This window comes from Larkinella arboricola (assembly GCF_003259745.1).
Lineage (GTDB): Bacteria > Bacteroidota > Bacteroidia > Cytophagales > Spirosomataceae > Larkinella > Larkinella arboricola.
In genome coordinates this window covers 313,414-327,068 of the sequence record NZ_QLMC01000004.1, presented here as the reverse complement: position 1 = coordinate 327,068, position 13,655 = coordinate 313,414, and the positions used below count along the sequence as shown (strand labels likewise).

The 13,655-nt window shown below is 52.6% G+C and carries 12 protein-coding genes; 8 read left to right on the top strand and 4 right to left on the bottom strand.

Features of this window, described 5'->3' with window-relative positions:
• Positions 1–24: 24 nt before the first annotated feature.
• The gene (locus LX87_RS17055; protein WP_111629871.1) at positions 25–1,611 is read right to left on the bottom strand and encodes an McrB family protein; all 1,587 of its coding nucleotides are present in this window, start codon (positions 1,609–1,611) and stop codon (positions 25–27) included.
• 88 nt (positions 1,612–1,699) lie between these two features.
• Here LX87_RS17055 and LX87_RS17050 point away from each other — a divergent pair, with 88 nt between their 5' ends.
• Positions 1,700–2,584: a hypothetical protein gene (locus LX87_RS17050; protein ID WP_146624498.1), complete on the top strand. Its 885-nt coding sequence runs from the start codon at positions 1,700–1,702 to the stop codon at positions 2,582–2,584.
• A 12-nt stretch (positions 2,585–2,596) separates the two neighbouring features.
• Here LX87_RS17050 and LX87_RS17045 read toward each other — a convergent pair whose 3' ends face one another.
• Positions 2,597–5,560 (bottom strand): FAD-binding and (Fe-S)-binding domain-containing protein, encoded by a 2,964-nt coding sequence (locus LX87_RS17045; RefSeq protein WP_111629476.1) that lies wholly within the window; start codon positions 5,558–5,560, stop codon positions 2,597–2,599.
• A 155-nt stretch (positions 5,561–5,715) separates the two neighbouring features.
• Between LX87_RS17045 and LX87_RS17040 the strand changes: the two genes are divergently transcribed.
• Positions 5,716–5,898, top strand: a complete 183-nt coding sequence (locus tag LX87_RS17040; RefSeq protein WP_111629475.1) for a hypothetical protein — start codon at positions 5,716–5,718, stop codon at positions 5,896–5,898.
• An 11-nt stretch (positions 5,899–5,909) separates the two neighbouring features.
• On the opposite strand, the gene LX87_RS17035 is transcribed toward LX87_RS17040, so the two are convergent.
• Positions 5,910–6,395 (bottom strand): DUF1648 domain-containing protein, encoded by a 486-nt coding sequence (locus tag LX87_RS17035; protein WP_111629474.1) that lies wholly within the window; start codon positions 6,393–6,395, stop codon positions 5,910–5,912.
• A 12-nt stretch (positions 6,396–6,407) separates the two neighbouring features.
• Positions 6,408–7,787 carry an MATE family efflux transporter gene (locus LX87_RS17030; RefSeq protein WP_111629473.1) on the bottom strand — a complete coding sequence of 460 codons (1,380 nt, stop codon included), beginning with the start codon at positions 7,785–7,787 and terminating at the stop codon, positions 6,408–6,410.
• 110 nt (positions 7,788–7,897) lie between these two features.
• Here LX87_RS17030 and LX87_RS17025 point away from each other — a divergent pair, with 110 nt between their 5' ends.
• The 6 genes from LX87_RS17025 to LX87_RS17000 all read left to right on the top strand — a co-directional run bounded on the left by LX87_RS17025 (position 7,898) and on the right by LX87_RS17000 (position 13,626).
• On the top strand, positions 7,898–8,665 hold the full coding sequence (locus LX87_RS17025; RefSeq protein WP_111629472.1) for a DUF4290 domain-containing protein: 768 nt from the start codon (positions 7,898–7,900) through the stop codon (positions 8,663–8,665).
• Between the two features lie 121 nt (positions 8,666–8,786).
• Positions 8,787–10,094 (top strand): UDP-N-acetylglucosamine 1-carboxyvinyltransferase, encoded by a 1,308-nt coding sequence (gene murA, locus LX87_RS17020; RefSeq protein ID WP_111629471.1) that lies wholly within the window; start codon positions 8,787–8,789, stop codon positions 10,092–10,094.
• Between the two features lie 240 nt (positions 10,095–10,334).
• Positions 10,335–10,526, top strand: coding sequence for a hypothetical protein (locus LX87_RS17015; RefSeq protein WP_146624497.1), 192 nt, complete (start codon positions 10,335–10,337; stop codon positions 10,524–10,526).
• 636 nt (positions 10,527–11,162) lie between these two features.
• Entirely contained in the window at positions 11,163–11,795 is a 633-nt protein-coding gene (locus LX87_RS17010) for a ribonuclease H1 domain-containing protein (RefSeq protein WP_111629469.1), read from the top strand.
• Positions 11,796–11,877: 82 nt separating this feature from the next.
• Positions 11,878–12,576 carry a tRNA1(Val) (adenine(37)-N6)-methyltransferase gene (locus LX87_RS17005; protein WP_111629468.1) on the top strand — a complete coding sequence of 233 codons (699 nt, stop codon included), beginning with the start codon at positions 11,878–11,880 and terminating at the stop codon, positions 12,574–12,576.
• Between the two features lie 81 nt (positions 12,577–12,657).
• Positions 12,658–13,626, top strand: coding sequence for a glycosyltransferase family 2 protein (locus LX87_RS17000; protein ID WP_111629467.1), 969 nt, complete (start codon positions 12,658–12,660; stop codon positions 13,624–13,626).
• The last annotated feature ends 29 nt before the right edge of the window (positions 13,627–13,655 follow it).

Below are 13,655 nucleotides of genomic sequence, written 5' to 3'. Positions count from 1 at the left end.
CCAGCAACGTCAATTGCTGGTACTTTATGGTTTTTGATAAATGGTACTAAAGGCTTCTCCGGGTATCTGGTCGTATTCGCGCCGGAGCAAATGCGGGTTAATTTCAAATGTAACTACTTCCGTCAGTTCGTCCGGTTCTTCACCGAACAGTTCTTTTGTCAGAGCAGGCCGGTATTGTTTTTTTACCCAGATTAATTTCTGATCGGGCGTTTTTCCCCAGGCCGGATTGTCGCCCAGCACAAATTGGATTTTTCGCCAATCGTTGTAAAAGTACTCCTGCAACAACGGGATGATCCGGTCGCTAAACACATCGCAAAGGTCTTCGTGCGACTGAACGTTCATCAGATACGCATGGCCCAGCAGGTGATCGCGGTCGTAAAGGTACTCAATTCGCTCATTCAGCGTGCGCAATAACGCGCTCAGATCCACGCCATCGGCCATCGAAAGCAAACCCATGTCTGGTAATACTTCCCGGAAATGAAACCGGCGACGCAGGGCAATGTCCAGCAAGGCAATCGACCGGTCGGCGGTGTTCATGGTGCCCACCAGATACAGATTGGCCGGCACCCCAAACCGCTCCTGCGAGTACGGCAGCGTCAGCCACAGTTCGTGGGTCGCTCCGAGTCGTTTATCGGGTTCAATCAGCGTGATCAGTTCGCCAAACACCTTGGAAATATTCGCCCGGTTGATTTCGTCGATGATCAGCAGATGGGCGTCGGCCCCGGCAATTTTCTGTTGACGGGTTTCGGGCACGTCGTTCAGGCAGTCGGCCAGCGTTGCATAACCGGCTTTTTGCAGGGCTGTCAGACAGGCTTTATAAAAAATACCTTTGGCAATTTTGTAACTGATCTGACTACCACGGGTTTCAGGACGGATTCCTTCCACAAACTCTTCGTAACCAAACGAAGGGTGAAACGTAATCCAGTCGCTCTCAAACGCCTGACTCAATTGCCGGGCTTCAAACGACTTGCCGGTTCCGGGCGGACCATACAGAATCAGATTCTGCGGAATCGGGGGCCGCGCCGGTTCTTTTTTCTCGTAGACCGCCGGTTCTTCGGCCACGCCATTCCAGTGATCGGCAGCCGTTTCTGATCGGAACGCATCCGCCATGATTTCGCCCCGAACGGCCTCATCGTCGGCCGCCTGATAAATAAACCGGTTGTGGCTGGCCGTGTGCGGACCCCGTTTGGTCGTCACCAGTAATTCCATTAACGAGTCTTCCCAGCAGCTTCGCAGCACGGGATGGTTCAACAAATGGTCGGAAGACTGGCCGATGATGACGGAAATGTATTCTGACTTTTCGGACAACGGCTTTACATCCACCACCGCCAGCGATTCAATCCGTTCGCGACAGTCCTTTTTAACGGTCAGCCAGAATTCAATTTCGCCCTGCCGGGGCCGGTAGAGCCGTAGTGCCAGAAAAAAGTTGATATACGCCGAAATGGCCTTTTGATCCCGATTCACGACAAACGCCAGCCGGCTGTCGCCATTGGGCAGGTTCACGGTTTCGATCAGTTCTTTCAACAAGCCAAAGTATTTCCGAATCGCTTCCGGCTGGTCGATTGCCCGTAATTTTTCAATGAATAGATGTCGTTGCTGAGTTAAGGTCATGGTATTGTTGGGCCTCCCGCCCATCGAAACTACGACATTTTGCCAAATAGTTCGTATTTTGGTGGTCTCGTTGTTTCCTGTTCTGTTAATGATGAAAAACTGGTTTAGCTACGGATGGATTGCCCTTTTTTTATTAGGTTGTACAGTCAACGGAACCAACCCGATCAACACGGCTTGTTTCGTTTCCGAAATTATTCGGTACCAACTGGATCAGAATGTCCCGCAGGAACTTAGCCGCCAGACGATTAACTACCAAAACGGTCGATTATTGCATTATAGCGACCGGAGTTCGGAGCGCTCCATTTCGTTTGAATTTAAATACATCGGTGGAAAAGTGGCCTCCGCTTATACGTCGGATGGCAGCACCGTCCTCAGTCTCGACTATGACGAACTGGATCGCATCCAGACGGCTTCGTATATCGTCAACAACAAGGAACAGTCGGTTTTTTCGCTTTATTACGATCCCGAGGACCGTGTTGCCCGCCTGATTCGCCTGGTTGAGACGCGGGTAACCATTCCTACCAATTCGTTTATTTCCAGCCGGATCTTTCAATTTTCGTACGCCGAAATTGCCCCCAATACCGTCGATGTTGTTGCCCAAACGGTCCAGAATGGCTACCGGGACGGTTCGCGGACGGAAGAGGAAATGACCTTCGTGCAAAGTGCCGACAACCACTCGCCTTTTTACGATTCCGCCCAGAGCATTGTGCTGACACTGCTGGCGCTGACGAACCATACCGAATTCAATGCGGCTTACTACCTGCAACGGTTTGATACAAAATCCCATACCCGCCAGATTATTGCGGCCGACGGCGGTATTACCCTGCGGGAAACCAGCCAGTTTACCAGCGAATACGACAGCTATTTTAATCCGGTTCGGTCTATCCAGTCTTCGCACATAACGGCTCCGGCCGACTCAGACCCCGCCCACCGAACCTATCAGCAGACGTTTCAATACCGTTGTGAGGAGTAAGCCCGCCAGCGGTTACAGCAACGCATCGAACAGAATTTCGGCCGGGTGTTTCGCAATCCGGCCCGTACCGTCCTTAATCTGGTGGCGACAACTGGTTCCGGGCGCGGCAATCAGCACATCCGCGGGCTGCTGACGAACCGTTGGAAACAGGACCAGCTCCCCGACCTGCATCGAAACGTCGTAATGTTCTTTTTCGTACCCAAACGATCCGGCCATACCGCAGCAGCCTGATGGAATCAGTTGCACCTCGTAATTTTCGGGCAGCGACAGCATTCTTTTCGTGGGTACCAGCGAGGTCAGCGCCTTCTGGTGGCAGTGACCATGCAGTTTGATCAGCCTTTTTTCGGTTGTGAAAGCGGTTTTGGCGATGCGTCCTTTATCAATCTCCTGCGCGATAAATTCCTCAACCAGTAACGAATGTTTGGCCAGGTGCTGGGCGTCGGCTTTCAACTGCTGCGGAACCAGATCCGGGTACTCGTCGCGGAAGCCCAGAATGGCCGAGGGTTCAATGCCAATCAACGGCGTTTCGGCCGTAATCAGGTCTTTCAGACGCCTAACGTTTTCGGTAGCAATCTTTTGTGCATCCCGAACCAGGCCCTTCGACAAGTAGGTACGTCCGCTTTCCAGATGGTCCGGAATACTAACTGCATACCCCAGCCGTTCCAGTAGCTGCACGGTTTTCATGCCCACTTCTACGTCGTTGTAATTGGTAAACTCGTCGCAGAACAGATAGACTTTTTGCGGTGAAGCAGACCGGGGGCGGCCTTTTACCCACTGCCGCAGCGTGGTTTTTCCTAGCTCCGGCATGGTCCGTTCGGGATGGAAACCGGCCATTCGGTTGGCCATCCGGCGCAGGGCGGGCGTGTCATAAATTGCGTTGTAAGCCCAGGGTGCCAGACTCGCCAGCGACATGAGTTTTGTAAAATTACCGACCAGCCGGGAGCGTAATGGCACCCCGTTGGCGTCGTAGTAATGCTGCAAAAATTCCGCCTTCATCCGGCTAATGTCAACGCTCGACGGGCATTCGGATTTGCAGCCCTTACACGACAGGCAGAGATCCATCACCTCCTTGATTTCCTCGTGGTCGAAGGGGTTGGGCTTGTCGGAATGGGTTAGAAACTGGCGGAGGATGTTGGCCCGCGCCCGGGTAGTATCCCGTTCCCGACGGGTGACCATATAACTCGGACACATGGTTCCGCCCGTCACAGCGGTTTTGCGGCAATCGCCCGAACCACTGCACTTTTCGGCCAGATTCAGGATATTCTCTTCCGCCGAAAAATCAAAAATGGTGTCAGGTACACCGGTCTTCTGGTCCGGTTCATACCGTAAAAAAGCGTTCATGGCGGGCGTATCGACAATCTTGCCGGGATTGAAAATACCGTTCGGGTCCCACGACTTTTTCACCTCCTGCACCAGCCGGAAATTGGCCTCTCCGATCATAAACGGAATAAATTCACCCCGCAGCCGACCGTCGCCGTGTTCACCCGACAGCGAGCCGCCGTATTTTTTAACCAGAGCCGCCGTATCGGCCAGCAGATCGCGGAACTGCTGGCGCCCCTGCTCCGATTTAAGGTTGATCAACGGCAAAACGTGCAGTTCACCCGCCCCGGCGTGGGCCGAGTACTCGAGTGTCAGGCCGTGTTTTTCGGCGGCCATCCGGTCCAGTTCGTCAATGTAATCAGGCAGGTCGCGAACATCCACGGCACAGTCTTCAATGACGTTGGCCGGTTTCTGATCGCCCGGAATGTTATACATGATGCTCAAACCCGCCTTTCGCAGATTCCAGGCTTTAACCGCATCGGTCCCGAACAACACCGGATAGGCGTACCCCAGCCCCTGCTGCTGCAAGGCCGCAATAAGCTCCGAGGCCCGCCGGGTAACTTCCTCCACGGTGTCGGCGAAAAACTCGATCATGAGCACGGCTTTGGGGTCGCCCTCCACAAAATCGCGGTTTTTGGCCTGCTCAATGTTGCCTTTGGTCAGTTGAAGAATGTAATCATCGACCAGTTCCGACGCCGAGCAACCGTGTTCCAGCGCCACCAGATTGGCTTCCAGCGATTGCCGGATGGTGCTGAAATGGGCACAGACCAGGGCGCTTTTCTGCGGAGGCAACGGTAGCAGGTTCAGTTTGGCTTCGGTAACAAAACAGAGGGTTCCTTCCGAACCCGCAATCAGGTTACAGAAATTAAAGGATTGGTCCGAAGGGCGTTCATCCGGATGCTGCTCAAAAAACGGCACCAGCGCATCCAGCGCGTAACCCGTATTCCGACGCGTGATGGTCGGCTTGGGAAAACCGTCCCGAATCTGCTGCTGGACCGCCGAATTGCCCAGCACATGCCGGATTTGCTGGTAGATTTTCTGTTCCAGCGGGCTCACCACCTTTTCGCCCCGGCATTTCTGTTCAAACTCATCGCGGCTCAAACGACGGAACGTTACCTCTGCACCGTCGCTCAAAACCGCCCGAACCTCCAGCAAATGATGCCGCGTAGTGCCCCAGATAATCGAATGCAAACCGCAGGAATTATTGCCGATCATACCGCCCACCATCGCCCGGCTGGCCGTTGAGGTTTCCGGCCCAAACATCAGACCATGCGGTTTTAGAAGGGCATTCAGGTCGTCGCGAATGACACCCGGCTGCACCCGCACCCACCCTTCGGCGGCATTGATTTCCAGCACACCCGTGAAGTATTTGGAACAATCGACCACGATACCACCGCCCACCACCTGCCCGGCCAGCGACGTACCCGCGGCCCGGGGAATCAGCGACGTATGGTTCTGGCGGGCAAACCGCACCAGCCGCCGGATGTCTTCTACGGTTTTCGGGATGGCAACGGCCAGCGGCTTTTCCTGATACACGGAGGCATCCGTAGCATAGAGCAGACGCATGGCGTGGTGTTCCGGGGACTCGTCGAAATACAGATCGCCCTCAAACGTAGGGGCAAGCGATGAAAATGTGGGGTCAGGAATTCTAAACATACTAGGTTAAAGCCGGTCTGGAAGTCGGCAAAATTAGGGTCTAATTTACCGAAAAAAAACAAAAGACGGGCCTTGCAGAAAGATACTGCACCGGTTGACAGCCATTTTTGGCGGAAAATAGTTTACTAAGGTGTCAACCTTTTCAAGTCACAGAAATGAGCGTAAAAAGCATCTTTGGAATTATCCTGACGCTGGTCGGATTGATCGGTCTGATTTACGGGGGCATGGACCTCACCAGCGGGGGGGTGGCCCGGGCGTCGTGGGTGTACCTGTTCCTGGGCGGTATTTTCTTTTTCTCCGGCATCAGTCTGATCCGGAGTACAAAGGACGCCACCTAGCCGAAAAACCGTCAAGCCCGTCGGACGTAGAAGATGGTGATGCCAGCGATAGCCAGTAGTAAAAAAGCAATGGGAAGCCCCTTCTCCACGACCGGTTCAGAAGCCGAGGCCGCCTGTAGCCAGTTCCAGAATGTCCATGTCATAAAGACCATGACAACGAACAGCAACATTGCCAGCATCTCATGCGTGTTGCGAACCAGACGGCCCCGGTTTTCGGGCGTCAGCGGAGCCGACTGATTATAATACTCCGCCGGGATCTGGCGCATTCCCCAGAATAACATCAAAAAGAATACTGAAAGCCCTGGAACCACAAGCAGGTTTGCGCGTCCACCCCACCGATCTGGTCTGCCGTCCAGCCCGAAATGAACCGGAATGCGTTCGGGCAGATTGGAGTAATACCCAAAAACCAGCACCAACTGACTCATAATCAGCAGCAACGCCAGGGCATTTAAAAGCCGTTCGGTTGGCGGGACGGTGGTGGATAAGAGGGCTTTCATTTCGCCATCATTTTAGTTGTAAAGAGGCTTCTCCGTGGTTTCAACTTTCATCCGGCGAATGAGTCGGAAAAACCGGAGCGGCAGCAGGACAGCCGCCATCGTCAGGCCCGCCAGTAGTCCCACCCAGATACCGGCTGCGTTCAGATTCAGCCAGAAGCCCAGCACATAGCTAAGCGGCAATCCAACAATCCAGTAGGCAAATAAGGTGATGATGGTGGGCACATTCACGTCGGATATACCTCGTAAAATACCGACCCCAACAACCTGCACGCCGTCGGATAGCTGGAAAAACCCGCCCATGATGACCAGCGAAGCCGCCACCGCAGCCACGTCGGCATTATCCCGAATGTACAAACTGACCAGCCAGTCGTTGGCCGTCAGAAAAATCAGGGCGGTAAAGCCCATAAAACCCGTAACCAGCCACAAAGCCGCCACGCCCGCCCGGCGCACCGCCGTCTGACTGGACCGGCCCAGGGCACTCCCCACCCGAATGGCTCCCGCAGACGAAATACCGGTGGCCATCATGTAAGTCGTGGAGGCCATGTTGATGGCAATCTGGTGGGCCGCCAGTTGATCAGCCCCCAGCCAGCCCGCCATCATAGCCGCCAGCGAAAATGTGGCCGCTTCAAAGAAGTAGGTAAAGCCACCCGGCAAGCCCAGCCGCAGGATTTTCCGGACGTAATCGCCCACCCGAAACGCCCCAAACGCGGGCTGAAAATACCGCTGAAACAGGTCGGCCCGCCGAATGTACAGAATAATGGCAACCGCCATAAAAACCCGCGACAGCAAGGTTGCTACCGCCGAACCATAAACGCCCCATGCGGGAAACGGCCCAACGCCCTTAATGAGTACGTAGTTGAATACCGCATTCAGCACCAGCGCCGACAGGGTGATCGACATCGCCACCCGCGGCTGGGCCAGCCCGTCGCACAACTGCCGGGCGGCAATGAACAGAAAGAGCGGAATGTTTGACAGGCTGAGAATCAGCATAAAATTCCGGCCAATTTCCGTCACCTGAGGGGTTTGCCCAAAAACTTCGAAGTGATAGGCGAATGCGGTTCCGATGAGTCCCAGAACCAGCCCCAGCAGAAGGGCAACCCGCAAACCGGCCCGAAATAATCGATTTATTTCGGCAGTATCGCCACGCCCGTTTGCCTGCGAGACCAGTGCCGCAATGACCGATAAACCGCCGACACCGATGCTCGAAACCAGAAAAGTCAGCGATACCGACAGACCCGCCCCGGCCAGCGGAATGGCCCCCAGAAGCCGTCCTACGAATAAATTATCGGTTACGCCCATCAACACCACGCCCAGTTGCGCAATCACAATTGGAATACTCAGCCGGACGGTATCGGCCAGTTCCGGCTTATAAATCTGGTACCACTGCTTCATACTTTTCCAACAGCAACGTTCCGTTCCCTGTTCCGGCCTACAAAGGATTAATATTGTACAAGACTTTTTCTTACTTTTGTCTCAACACACTTTAAAGATGCCCCAAGCGATTGAAAGAGTACGGCAGCAATATCCAAAAATTAGTCGAATATCTACAGACTATTGAAGACCGCGAGAAGCGCACCCGCTACGCGCATATCCTGGTGGAACTGATGCGGCAAATCCATCCCAACATGCGGGATAATCAGGACTACTATAACAAATTGTGGGATGATCTCTACATCATGTCGGGCTTCACCCTGGATGTAGACAGCCCATACCCGCCCCCGACCGCTGAGGTGCTGGGCAAAAAACCGCAACCCGTTCCGTATAATACCCACGGTTTGCGCTATAAACATTACGGCCAGAACATCAACTTACTGATTGCCAAAGCCATTTCCCTGGAAGACCCGGAAGAACGGCTGGCCTTTGTGTCGTATCTGGCCCGGCTGATGAAAACGTTTTACTCGACCTGGAATAAAGAAGCCGTTGAAGACGAAACCATCCTGACCAATCTGGACGAAATGGCGAACGGCAAGCTCCACGCCGACATCCAGTCCATTCGGACCAACGGTTTTGTCGATGCCACTCCGCGCGAACGGACGGGCGATCAGCCACCCCGGCGTAATCCCAGCGGACCGTCATTCAGTCGGAACGAGGGTCCGGGCCAATCGTACAGCCGGAACGAAACGTCCGGCAATCGCCAGAATAACAATTACTACCAGAATCAGGGGCGTGGCCACCGCGATGGTAACAACAACCGCGACAATCGCAACGACGGTCACCGCAACGACCGCTTCCGGGGCAATAACCCTAACAATCGCAACAAAAGACGTTAACAGAGTAACGAGTGAAGTAGTAAGACGGGGCCGCCCGGCGGTGAAAAGTTGGCTGGACACATTTAGCTGGCTGAAACGTTCTTACCTCTTCTCTCCTGACTCTTAATTATTAACTCCACGTATGGCATCATTCCGCATTGCCGGTGATCAACATTTAAAGGGCGAGATTAATCCACAAGGTGCTAAAAACGAAGCCCTTCAGATTCTTTGTGCGGTTTTGTTAACCGCCGAGCCGGTCACTATTCATAATATTCCCAACATCCGCGACGTCAACAAACTGATCGAATTACTGGGGGACCTGGGCGTTAAAGTCGAGCGTCTGTCCGACTCATCGTGCCGTTTCCAGGCCGATCAGGTTGATATTTCCATACTGGACACGGCCGCCTACCGTGAAAAAGCATCGGCCCTGCGCGGGTCGGTGATGTTGCTGGGACCGATGCTGGCACGCTTCAAAACCGGACGGATTCCGCGGCCGGGTGGCGACAAAATTGGCCGTCGTCGGTTGGATACGCACTTTCTGGGCTTTGAAAAGCTCGGTGCAAAATTCAACTTCGATTCGGACGAAAGCGGTATGTACAACGTCGATGCCAGCCATCTGCAAGGTACGTATATGCTCCTGGATGAAGCTTCGGTGACGGGCACGGCAAACGTGGTGATGGCCGCCGTAATGGCCGAAGGTAAAACGACCATTTACAATGCCGCCTGCGAGCCGTATCTGCAACAGCTATGCTCGATGCTGAACCGCATGGGCGCTAAAATCAGTGGTATTGCATCAAACCTGCTCACGATTGAAGGCGTTGAAAAGCTGGGCGGAACCGAGCATACCATGCTACCCGACATGATCGAGATCGGGTCGTTTATTGGTCTGGCGGCCATGACGCAGTCGGAAATCACGATTAAAAATTGCCAGATTCCGCAGTTGGGCATAATTCCAGACGTATTCAAGCGGCTGGGTATCAGGATGGAATTCCGCGGAGACGATATTTATGTACCGGCTCAGGAACACTACCAGATCGAAAGTTTTCTGGATGGTGGCATGATGACGGTTTCCGACGCTCCCTGGCCCGGCTTCACCCCCGACTTGCTGAGCATTGTGCTGGTAACGGCCATTCAGGCACAAGGTACGCTGCTGGTGCACCAGAAGATGTTTGAAAGCCGGTTGTTCTTTGTTGATAAGCTGATTGAAATGGGTGCGCAAATGATTCTCTGCGATCCGCACCGGGCCACGGTCATTGGCCTGAACCGCCAGCAGCAACTGAAGGGCATTCGCATGTCGTCGCCCGACATTCGCGCCGGTGTCGCCCTGCTGATTGCGGCTCTTTCGGCGAAAGGAGATAGCATCATCGATAACATCGAGCAGATTGACCGGGGGTATCAGAACATCGACGGTCGCCTGAATGCCATTGGCGCGGTCATCGAACGGCTCTAACTTCCTGATAAATACCACTTAAAAAGCCGTTCACGCAATGAACGGCTTTTTGATTTATACTCATTTCAGGCCAGACGTGTCAAAACAATAAGCCATCATTCTAACCTATTGCACTGGCTTGATGTGATAGGCGTACAATTTTTTTGATGAATGGTAAGTAATTTTGGGCGAAACGGCCGTTATAGTTAAAAAGGATGCGCGGCAGATCCTACATTGTTTTATTTTAAAAACAACAAAACCATGAACCTCACCAGTGAACTCTACCAGCGGCTGAGCGCCCGCCGGAACGCCCTCTTAGTACACTACGGCCACAATAATTCCTTAAAAACGAGCGACCCAACTACGTACCGAAAATACCAGAGTGAGCTTCGGGACCTAAACCGAAAACTGCGTCTGATCCGGGGTCAGCTCGACGATAATCCGATTCTGTAACCCGTATTTCTTGTAGGTTATAACAACCAGATTATCACCTGCTCAACCACAGGTGGAGTATACGCTATTGCCCAATCGACCTCTTTTAGGTATAAGAACTCTTTGGCTTGGGCGACGAATTTTTCATTGTTTCCGGCTCGGAATCAGGCGTATTCAAATGCAGGAAAAAGGCCCGATGGCAGCGCCGGCAGCGGAAATATTTAAGGGGTAGATAGGCATAAAGCCGACGTACATACAGCGGCCGGCTGGCCCTTTCCAGGTGCATGGATGTCCGACAATGCGTACACGTGCAACGTTTCTGTATTGTTAACAGAATGATTAGCAGGCCCAAAACGTATATACCCACTAAACCCAATAGTGTGTAAAGTAAAAAACTCATTTACAGGTAGACAGTGTTAGATAGTTTATGGATAGAATGCCACCAAATATACGATTCAATTAGAATTTTAGTTTAGCCGATTGTCCAGAAATTTCTTCCTTTCTTCCAAGCAAATTTAAAATTACCGTAACATATAAAACTCCTATTGTCTGATATTTTGTTCTGCGCTCGCTGCCGAACTTGTCTTGCCAGCGAAAATTTCCACAAACATCCACGCTCCTCCTCGTATCTTTGCCTGATATTGACGAAGGATTACAATGGCAAAATCGCCTAAATATTACGTTGTCTGGAAAGGACGCCAAAAAGGAGTTTACGATAGCTGGGAGGCTTGTCAGGAGCAGATTCAGAATTTTCCGGGTGCTCTGTATAAATCATTTGAAAGCCGTGCGGTAGCCGAAAAAGCACTCGGCGAAAAACCGCATATTCACCTTCAGGGTAAGGCAGCGGGGAGCACCGGAAAAGAAAAAAAGTTATTTACTGGTCAACCCATCCGGGACAGTATTTCCGTTGATGCCGCCTGGAATACGGCAACCGGCGACATGGAATATCAGGGGGTGCATACTAGTACGAAACAGCTTCTATTCCACCAGGGGCCCTTAGCCGACGGGACCAACAACATCGGTGAATTTCTGGCCATTGTTCACGCGCTGGCCTGGCTCAAACAGCGAAACAGCGATCTGCCCATTTATTCCGACTCCCGCACCGCCATCAGTTGGGTGTTAAAAAAGAAAGCCAATACCAAACTGGAGGAGACGCCACGCAACGCCACGCTGTTCGAAATGCTCGACCGGGCCGAAACCTGGCTGCAAACCAACACGTACTTTAATAAAATCCTGAAATGGGAAACCGAATACTGGGGCGAAAACCCCGCCGACTTCGGACGTAAGTAATTAAGAGTTAAGAATTAAGAGTGAAGAGTTAGTTTGCTGACACATTAACTCTTAATTTTTAACTCATCATTCTCAACTCATTGTGTTTCGTTTCAAGCAATTTACGATTCAGCAGGACCGGACGGCCATGAAGGTTTGTACGGACTCGTGCCTTCTGGGTGCCTACGCCGATGTGGGCGTGGGTGGTCGGTTGCTGGATATTGGTACCGGGACGGGTTTGCTGGCGCTGATGGCCGCCCAACGCAACCCAACGGCCCGGATCGATGCGGTGGAGGTGGATAAGGCGGCTTTTGAACAGGCCACGGAAAATGCCATCGCCAGCCCCTTTGCCGAACGAGTTGAAGTGGTTCACACGCGGATTCAACTCTTTTCGGCGGAACCGTACGACCGCATTCTTTCCAATCCGCCTTTTTACACCAATTACCTGCGCTCACCCAATTCGGCGGTTAACCGGGCGCTTCATAACGACGAACTTCCGTTTGATGCGTTGATTACCAGCGTACGGCGCTTGCTGAAACCGGATGGACAGTTCTGGGTTTTACTGCCGCCGTTTGAAATGGAGAGGTTGGTTACGCTGGCTCAAACCGCCGGGCTGCACCCGTTCCGGCAACTGGCCATTCGGCATCACGACCGCAAACCGGTGTTCCGAACGATTACGGGCTTCGTTTTAACGGGCACTCCGGCTCTTCAAACCGAGGAGCTTTCAATTTTTGAACCCGACGGGCGCACGTACACCGGATCATTCCGTCAGTTATTGCAAGCTTTTTACCTGATTTTCTAAAAACTTACGACCTTTGCGTTACCCTTTGTGCGCCCAACGTTTTACAGGCCGCAAAGCCTGTCTCGATAGGAGGCTATTTACATGACTGATAAACTTCAACTTTCCGTCGTCATACCGCTTTACAACGAAGACGAGTCATTACTCGAATTGCACGACTGGATTGTGCGCGTGATGACGGAACAGGGCTATACGTACGAAATTTTGTTTATTGATGACGGCAGTACCGACCGGTCCTGGGAGGTAATCAGCCGACTTTCTGAGCGTAACCCGCACGTCCGGGGGGTTCGGTTTATGCGCAATTACGGCAAAACGGCCGCGCTGCAAACCGGCTTTCAGGCTGCCCGCGGGCAGGTCGTCATTACGCTGGATGCCGACTTACAGGATAGTCCCGATGAAATTCCGGAATTATACCGCATGATAACCGTCGACGGCTACGACCTGGTTTCGGGCTGGAAACAGAAGCGGTATGACCCGCTGTCGAAAACCATCCCGACCAAGTTTTTTAATGCCGTCTCGCGCTGGGTGTCGGGTGTGCAGTTGCACGATTTCAACTCGGGCATCAAAGCATACCGCCAGCCGGTGGTCAAGTCGATGAATCTGTACGGCGAAATGCACCGAAATCTGCCCATCGTGGCCAAATGGAACGGCTTTACCAGAATTGGCGAAAAGGTGGTGAAGCACCAGGCCCGCAAGTACGGCAGCACCAAATTCGGGCTCGACCGGTTTATCAACGGCTTTCTGGATCTGCTGGTCATTGCATTTGTCCAGAAGTTCAGCCGACGACCGATGCACTTTTTCGGCACCTTCGGAACACTGTCGTTTTTTATCGGATCGCTGATTACCGTTTATCTTATTGGTGAGAAGTTATACAACATCGCCAATCAGCTTCGGTATCGGAACGTGACAGATAATCCGCTGTTTTTTCTGGCTTTAGTCGCTATTATTCTGGGCGTTCAGCTATTTTTGGCCGGATTTTTGGGCGAGATGATGGTCAGACAATCCAGCCATAAAACCGGAGATTATTTGATTTCGGAAAAGGCCGGGTTTTGAACTTATCAAATCCTCTCGGAAACATCTCA

Coding starts and splice junctions, on each gene's coding strand:
- LX87_RS17000 (WP_111629467.1), top strand. CDS start 12,658: ATGACTGATAAACTTCAACTTTCCGTCGTCATACCGCTTTACAACGAA.
- LX87_RS17055 (WP_111629871.1), bottom strand. CDS start 1,611: ATGACCTTAACTCAGCAACGACATCTATTCATTGAAAAATTACGGGCA.
- LX87_RS17010 (WP_111629469.1), top strand. CDS start 11,163: ATGGCAAAATCGCCTAAATATTACGTTGTCTGGAAAGGACGCCAAAAA.
- LX87_RS17030 (WP_111629473.1), bottom strand. CDS start 7,787: ATGAAGCAGTGGTACCAGATTTATAAGCCGGAACTGGCCGATACCGTC.
- LX87_RS17015 (WP_146624497.1), top strand. CDS start 10,335: ATGAACCTCACCAGTGAACTCTACCAGCGGCTGAGCGCCCGCCGGAAC.
- LX87_RS17050 (WP_146624498.1), top strand. CDS start 1,700: ATGATGAAAAACTGGTTTAGCTACGGATGGATTGCCCTTTTTTTATTA.
- LX87_RS17040 (WP_111629475.1), top strand. CDS start 5,716: ATGAGCGTAAAAAGCATCTTTGGAATTATCCTGACGCTGGTCGGATTG.
- murA (WP_111629471.1), top strand. CDS start 8,787: ATGGCATCATTCCGCATTGCCGGTGATCAACATTTAAAGGGCGAGATT.
- LX87_RS17045 (WP_111629476.1), bottom strand. CDS start 5,560: ATGTTTAGAATTCCTGACCCCACATTTTCATCGCTTGCCCCTACGTTT.
- LX87_RS17035 (WP_111629474.1), bottom strand. CDS start 6,395: ATGAAAGCCCTCTTATCCACCACCGTCCCGCCAACCGAACGGCTTTTA.